Raw genomic sequence first — 6,700 nt, 5'->3', positions numbered from 1 at the left:
TTCGACCGTACTATATATATTTGCTGGGATAGCTCCTAGCAACCAAAGATTGGGACCACGAAAGGTCTGACAAGGTCCATGATGCGCTAAACCTTCTTACTTGTTTCTCCTAACTAACTACAGCGAACAGCTGATCTCGTGAAAGCAGTCTATTTCTCTTCCTTTTCACCGGAGATCATTATCATTAATACTATCAGTGCAGCCATCGTGAACACGACTATTCCCGGCAACAAATAACCTATGATGGTAAACATCAAAGAAGAAGGTATATAATCTCTCAACGGAAGAAGCCACCAGGTAAACCCTCCCGCAAGGCTCTCCCTTATATAGAGTACTAGAGTAGCGGCAAGAAGAAGCTCTTCTAAAACCGGCAGTGCTATTCGCTTGACAAGAGAACAATACTGAAGGAAAAAACCCGTCACGAAAAGTGTAATGGGAAACAAGAAGTCCATGATGCCAATATCAATGCTCTTCCCTTCGAGCACTGAGTTTACAATCTGACCACCACCAAAGAGAAGAGCAATAACAACTGCAACAATCATAAGAAGATTACCGAGAAATATGTAAATACCCCTCATATGATCACCTCAAAAAAAACCGGCCCATGTTGGGCCGGCATTTACTCTAATTAAATCAGAAGTACTTATCGAAATACAGTCCGAGTGACCAGTCAACTGCTGGAAGAATGTCAACACTAGCACTGAAAGTAACTAGATCAAGAACAGGGAAGCTAACGTTTACATTAAGAGCAGATGCAGAATCCTTGATGTAGTATCCACCGCTGGCACCGATTGTCGGCTTAAAGCTGCCCATTTCAAGCGAAAGAGCACCCTCTGCATAAGCGGAGATATTTGTCCAGTCGGCAAGGACGTCTGTAAGAATTTCATAACCAAAACCCACTAAGTTAACATCATCCCTGGTTCTGAAATCGCCGGAACCTACGAAAACGTCGAGACTAACAGGACCCGCTGTCCATCCGAGAGACTTAACCAGGAAGCCAAGCTCCATGGTCTGTGCAGGAGTTACGAAGTCGTAATTATACACAAACTTGACTCCCGCATAGCCGATTCCATCCTTGGAAATAACCGGCTGTATCCATGCACCGAGGGCATTGGCTGCAATGTCATACTGCACGTTTGCATCGATTGTTAGAACACCAATACCGTATCCAACATTCAGTCCTACCCACTGGCCAAGTGCATCAGAATACCTTGCATAAGGATTGAGGGTCAGTAGACCTACTTCAAGAACATAGCCAACATCTACAACATAATTGAACACAGGTGTTCCAGTAAGGTCACTTGCATCCACGCCACCCGTAACGGTAAGACCCTTGAAAGGAGTCAAGCTTGCTTCAAGAATAACATCGCCGCTCCACTTGAGATCCTTTAGGCCTGTCTGGGCAGAGAACGAAAAGATGTCCCATGCTCCTCTCAGAGCTATCCTGTCGCTTGCTCCAAGCAGATCAGGTTCCTGAGTAGCGGCCTGAAGGCCAAGTTCCTTAAGATTCAGAACGAACGTGGTTCCCTTTGTGGTGCCGTAATACGAGAACCAGCTGAGACCGTATCCGTCGTCATAACCAAATGACTTTGCAGCGTACCAGCTGGCAGATGCCTTCTCGTTTTCCACTGTGAAAGAGTCGAGCGTTACACTAGGCGCAACGAGATCAATAGCAAGGCTGAATGTGAGGCCGTCAACATCGGCCGCGGCTCCAAAACCGATTGAATAAACATCGAAACCTAGGTCTGTAGTCAATCCTGTCTTGTCTAACTCAACCTTACCCCAAAGATTACCTTCCAAGTAGGGATTCAGAGTCACTGCTGTAACCGAGAAAGCAACCGAGATGGCCAGAAGTACCACTAAGATTCCAACAAGCTTCTTCATGCACACTTACCCCCTTTATAAGAGTGTTTTTGGTTTTTGGTGATGCGCATAACGCAAATATACCACATTTCATGTAACAAAAGCAAACCCACTTGTTGCTAAGTTGCACAGAAAGATCATTTCAGGATTAACCCTACCGCTCCAAAAGCAAGTGCTACAAAAGAAAGGATAATCGCTGCATTTGTATTGATTACATTCTGCTTCTGAGTCTCTTCGAGAGCAGAAATCTTACCTTCGATAACCACATCGTTTTCTTCGAGGGCGGCTATTCTAGTTTCGGCTGCCTCAAGCGCAGACTTGTCTGCCTTGTTTCTGTCGAGCTTGAACATCTGAATTGCCATTGTGTTAGTGATGCTCTCCAGGCTGTCTACTGCTCCTTCCAAAACTCCAACCTTACCCTCAAGAGTGCCTGTTCTATCTTCGAGGGAAGCAATCGAATCGGCATGATCATCAAGAACTGCGATGTTAGCATCGATTTGGTCAAAAGCAACTTCAAGCATTTCGTAGTTATCTGTCACTTCATCTCTCAGGAGATCGAGCTCCCCGTTGAGATTGCCAAGCTCTGCTTTCAGATTCTCTTCTGCGAGGCCTAGCTTCCTGTAGAGGAAATTCATCTTTGCCGTTAGCTGCTCGGGCGTCACGTAGTCAAGCTCCGAAATCCTCTTGTTAGCAGCAATAACCGCATTACTAAGCATCTTCGTTGTGACTTCGAGATCCGTGACCCTTCCCTCTACTGCTTCCACATCGCTGGCTGAAGCCTTTGTGGAAAGCTCGGATTTGAGTTCCGCCAGTTTTCCGTCCAGATCGTCAAGTCTGGAAATGTTTAGGTCGACCTGATCAAAAAGGACTTCAAGGGTTTCATCAGCATTCTCCATTGCTGCATGAATCTCTTCGATTTCGGCATCGTAGTACTTAACTTCGGGCATCTTGGCAATGCTGTCCTGAATCTTGAGGATCCTCGTGTACATGAGCGAAAGCTTGTCATTTAAGTCCTCATTGGTTACATAAGGCTCGAGATCTGGCATTTCGCCTGCTAGTTTCGACTCGAGAGTCGAAAGATCGTCCTTCGTAGCCATACTTCTCCTCATGGCAAAAAGATCTGACGTCACACTGTTAAGAACGTTTTCAGTAGCCTCAAATCTGGAAGTTAAATCAGCAACTGCCTCTACCTGCTCGCTATTGTCGTTCTTCAAATTGGCAATAGCTTGACCGAGAAGCTTAACTGTAACTTCGAGATCGGTTGCTCTGTTCTTAAGAGCCTCAACATCCGAAGGAACGCTGCTCATCGAATCAAGTCTTTCGCTGATTAGCACGATTCCTTCATTTGCAGTGACTGCTTCCATGGAGAGTCTGTCGATCTCATCGTAAAGGAAAGCGACCGTATCGTCAAAGGTTTTCAACGACACAAAGTCTCCAGTCATTCCACTTTGTTTCAACGATGCGACCGTTGCCTCAAGTGCCCTCAGTTCCGCTGTTAAATCGACCAAATTCTTCTTGTTGTCAGAGATCTCCAGGGAAAGCCCTGCGACTTTCTTCGTAAGAGAGAAAACCACTTCCTGGAGTTTAGCATCCCCGGAATCAGAATAGTCCATAAACCTGGCAAGAGTCATTGCCAGCTGGTAACGCGTAGCAAACTCACTACCTCTGAATGTGCCATCAGGGAAACCAATGAACAATCCACCGGCTGTCGTCTTAATAACGCTGTCGTAGGCCCAGTGATTTTCTGACAAATCGCTGTACTCGACACCCAAAGATAAGGATGCAAAAGCAACAACGATCAGTGTCAGTATAGAAAGCTTCTTCATGGATCCTACCCCCTTTCAAAATGTTGTCATTTTCTACAGCAAACTACGAACTAATTATACAGTAAACATATGTCCATATTCAAGAGTAATTAGCACTTGACAAGGCGATAGAAACGCTTTTTTCCGATTCTCAGAACATCTCCATCGGAAATTTCGATAACGGAATGAATATCATTCAAGACTTCATCGTTGACTTTCACTCCGCCCTGGTCTATAAGTCTTCTCGCTTCGCTTCTTGATGAAATATTAGCATGAGAAACCAGAAGATCAACAACTGAAACACTCTCTGTCGAGATTTTTATTTCTGGTATCTCTCCGGGCAGCTCTTTGTTTCTGAAGATTTTTATGAACTCGTCTCTTGCCTTGAGCGCCGTCTCTTCCCCATAGAACTGAGATGTTATCTCCACCCCAAGCTCGAGCTTTAAATCCCGTGGGTTTACCGACTTGCTCTTGATCTTTGTCTCGATTTCGGAAAGTTCTACTTCGCTCTTGTCGGTCAGCAATCTGAAATATTTCAGTATGAGGGTGTCGGGAATTGACATGAGCTTTCCGAACATGTCCCTTGGGGTATCGTCAAAAGCTATGTAATTATCGTAGCTCTTTGACATCTTGAGCTTTCCGTCCGTCCCTTCAATAAGAGGAACAGTGAGAATCGCCTGGGCCTCAAGGCCATGCTCCTCCTGAATCTTTCTTCCGACGACGAGGTTGAAGAACTGATCATCTCCGCCAATCTCGACATCGGCTTTCACAACAACAGAATCGTAGGCCTGAGCGAGAGGATAAAGAAACTCGGAAATTCCAATTGGTTCGTTCTCCTCGTATCTCCTGGCGAAGTCATGTCTTTCCATCATTCTGGCAACCGTGTACTTTGAGGAAAGCCGAATAACATCTTCGAAACTCATCGCATCCAGCCATTCGGAATTGAATCTGATTTCTGTAAGCTCTCTGTCAAGTATCTTGAAGGCCTGAGTGCTGTAAGATTCAGCATTGATCTTCGCTTCCTCTCTAGAAAGCATTGGTCTCGTCTTTGACCTTCCAGAAGGGTCACCGATCCTAGCCGTAAAATCTCCAATGATCAATACAACTTGATGACCGAACTTCTGAAAGTGACGCAGCTTTCTCAAGACCACAGCATGACCAAGGTGAAGATCCGGTCTGGACGGATCTACACCAAGCTTAACCCTCAACGACCGTTTACTTTTGAGTTTTCTAAGAAGCTCCTCCTCTGAGATCAACGATACGTGATTCCTGGATAGCTCCTTAAGTTGTTCCTCAGGGGTCAACAACTCTACCACCTTATGCGCCAAATGCTCTCGAAATTACAAATGCAATCAAAATACTGTTCACCATGAATCCGATAGCAAGGCCAAGCGTGATTTTACCCATAGTGTCCAGCCCCTTCTTTCTGCCAAACATGGTATGAGACGCACCGCCTCCAAAAGCCCCGCCCAGCTCCGCGGACTTAGACATTTGCATCATTACGGCAATTCCTAATCCCACACTTATCGCAATGTGCAGGGAAATCAGTACATACGCAAGAACAACCATCAAAGAATACCTCCTGTATCTTCTAACGCTCTTCTGGTATTATACAATATGTGCGGATTTGTAGCAAACGAGAAGCCTGAGTTGGCGGGTGATATTTTGAATGACAAAACGGTAATTGTTTACCTTCCTTTGAAGCCAGAAATGGCTAAGGCCAATAATCTCCCGATAAAGCTCCCGATCCTCGTCCAGGACATGGAAAATGTTCTTGACCTGGACAGAATAGACCTTGACATAATCATAAGGGGTCTAGAGGCTCAATGCTTTTTGGAGAGCGATGATTATTATGAGTCATACCTCATTTATTACTACTATGAAGCCTTCAAAAGATCGTTGAATTCCGGCAATTTCGATGAATCGAAGGAGTTCCTGGAAAGGGCAGGAAAAATCAAAAAGGACTATAGGTACCATTTCTATCTCGGATTGTTGCTCAGGGAGGAAGGAAAGATTGAGTTGTCGGAAATTGAGCTGAGACAAGCGATAGAAATGAATCGGGAATTTTACATTGGTTATTATGAGCTTGGCAGATTGTTTCAGCTTCAAGAGGAATACGACGAAGCGGTCTCTTCATATGTGAAGTCCGTTGAGAAGTCTGGAGGACAGTTTCCTCTACCTTTTGTCGCCACGATTGACTGTTTCATTTCAAAGGGAGATTACAGTGCCGCAATGGAAGTTATTGACAACGTGAATGAACAGTTTCCTCTTTATTCGGAAATCCTTCTCAGGAAGGGGGCTATCTTGAACGAAACCCAAAAGTATTCCTTAGCCGAGGCGACTTTTTCCGAAAATATCGGGCTCGGGGAAGACTGGAAGAGTCTCTACAACCGCTCCTTTTCAAGGGCTAGACAAGGGAAGTTGTTTGAGGCTTATGATGATTTGAAGACTGCATTCAAGATCAGTGGAAATTCCGAAGTGCTTTACGAACTAGCCATCTCAGAGAAGAATATGGGAATGCTTGAGGACTCTCTTTCTCACTGTGAGAGATACTATAATGAGACCCTAGACGAAAAGGCTCTGGTCCTGAAAGCACGAATACTTGATATGATGGGCGATTATGATAGCGCGATCGAGGCAACAGAGGAAAGATTTGTGGAGCTTAAGAATGTGCTTCTGATTCACAAATATCTTGCCGAAGGCAAGATAAAGAGAGATCTTCCCTTTGAAGAACCACTGAGCGAGTTTTACTATAGATCATTGCAGAACAAAATTGCCAGAGATGGATTCTCTGATTGCAGATTGATCGAATCCGGAAGGATAAATATCGAGACGCTTACAGAGCTTCTTACTGAACTGGGGATCGATGATTTGACTGAGAGAATCTCTCTGTTATCTGAAGGGCTTCTTCCAGGCGAAACGAGAGAGGCCACTTTACCCGAAGTTGGACTGTTCACCACACTTATTTCTGAGATGCAGTTTTTCCCTTCACAGCAGGAGTATCTTTCGTATCTGATGTCTTTCCTTGTTTC

General features: G+C 44.9%; 6 protein-coding genes. 1 reads left to right on the top strand and 5 read right to left on the bottom strand.

Annotated elements, in window-relative coordinates; genetic code table 11:
- Positions 1 to 149: 149 nt before the first annotated feature.
- The 5 genes from BG32_RS14665 to secG form a co-directional block, all read right to left on the bottom strand.
- The gene (locus tag BG32_RS14665) at positions 150 to 578 is read right to left on the bottom strand and encodes a hypothetical protein (RefSeq protein WP_099771832.1); all 429 of its coding nucleotides are present in this window, start codon (positions 576 to 578) and stop codon (positions 150 to 152) included.
- A 55-nt stretch (positions 579 to 633) separates the two neighbouring features.
- Entirely contained in the window at positions 634 to 1,884 is a 1,251-nt protein-coding gene (locus BG32_RS14660; RefSeq protein WP_099771831.1) for a hypothetical protein, read from the bottom strand.
- Between the two features lie 116 nt (positions 1,885 to 2,000).
- Entirely contained in the window at positions 2,001 to 3,689 is a 1,689-nt protein-coding gene (locus tag BG32_RS14655; RefSeq protein ID WP_121527040.1) for an S-layer homology domain-containing protein, read from the bottom strand.
- Between the two features lie 89 nt (positions 3,690 to 3,778).
- Positions 3,779 to 4,972 (bottom strand): tyrosine--tRNA ligase, encoded by a 1,194-nt coding sequence (gene tyrS / locus BG32_RS14650; RefSeq protein ID WP_121527039.1) that lies wholly within the window; start codon positions 4,970 to 4,972, stop codon positions 3,779 to 3,781.
- Positions 4,973 to 4,985: 13 nt separating this feature from the next.
- Positions 4,986 to 5,237 carry a preprotein translocase subunit SecG gene (secG, locus tag BG32_RS14645; RefSeq protein WP_006491783.1) on the bottom strand — a complete coding sequence of 84 codons (252 nt, stop codon included), beginning with the start codon at positions 5,235 to 5,237 and terminating at the stop codon, positions 4,986 to 4,988.
- Between the two features lie 96 nt (positions 5,238 to 5,333).
- Here secG and BG32_RS14640 point away from each other — a divergent pair.
- Positions 5,334 to 6,700, top strand: a 1,367-nt coding sequence (locus BG32_RS14640; RefSeq protein ID WP_121527038.1) for a lipopolysaccharide assembly protein LapB, incomplete at its 3' end; no start/stop codon positions are given.

The sequence above is a fragment of the Mesotoga sp. HF07.pep.5.2.highcov genome (assembly GCF_003666285.1).
Classification (GTDB): domain Bacteria; phylum Thermotogota; class Thermotogae; order Petrotogales; family Kosmotogaceae; genus Mesotoga; species Mesotoga prima.
The sequence above is the reverse complement of the archived record's forward strand: the minus strand, read 5'-3'. Positions and strand labels throughout refer to the sequence as shown.

Excerpts from the sequence above, each read along its gene's own strand:
- BG32_RS14660 (WP_099771831.1), bottom strand. The coding sequence starts at position 1,884 with ATGAAGAAGCTTGTTGGAATCTTAGTGGTACTTCTGGCCATCTCGGTT.
- secG (WP_006491783.1), bottom strand. The coding sequence starts at position 5,237 with ATGGTTGTTCTTGCGTATGTACTGATTTCCCTGCACATTGCGATAAGT.
- BG32_RS14665 (WP_099771832.1), bottom strand. The coding sequence starts at position 578 with ATGAGGGGTATTTACATATTTCTCGGTAATCTTCTTATGATTGTTGCA.
- BG32_RS14655 (WP_121527040.1), bottom strand. The coding sequence starts at position 3,689 with ATGAAGAAGCTTTCTATACTGACACTGATCGTTGTTGCTTTTGCATCC.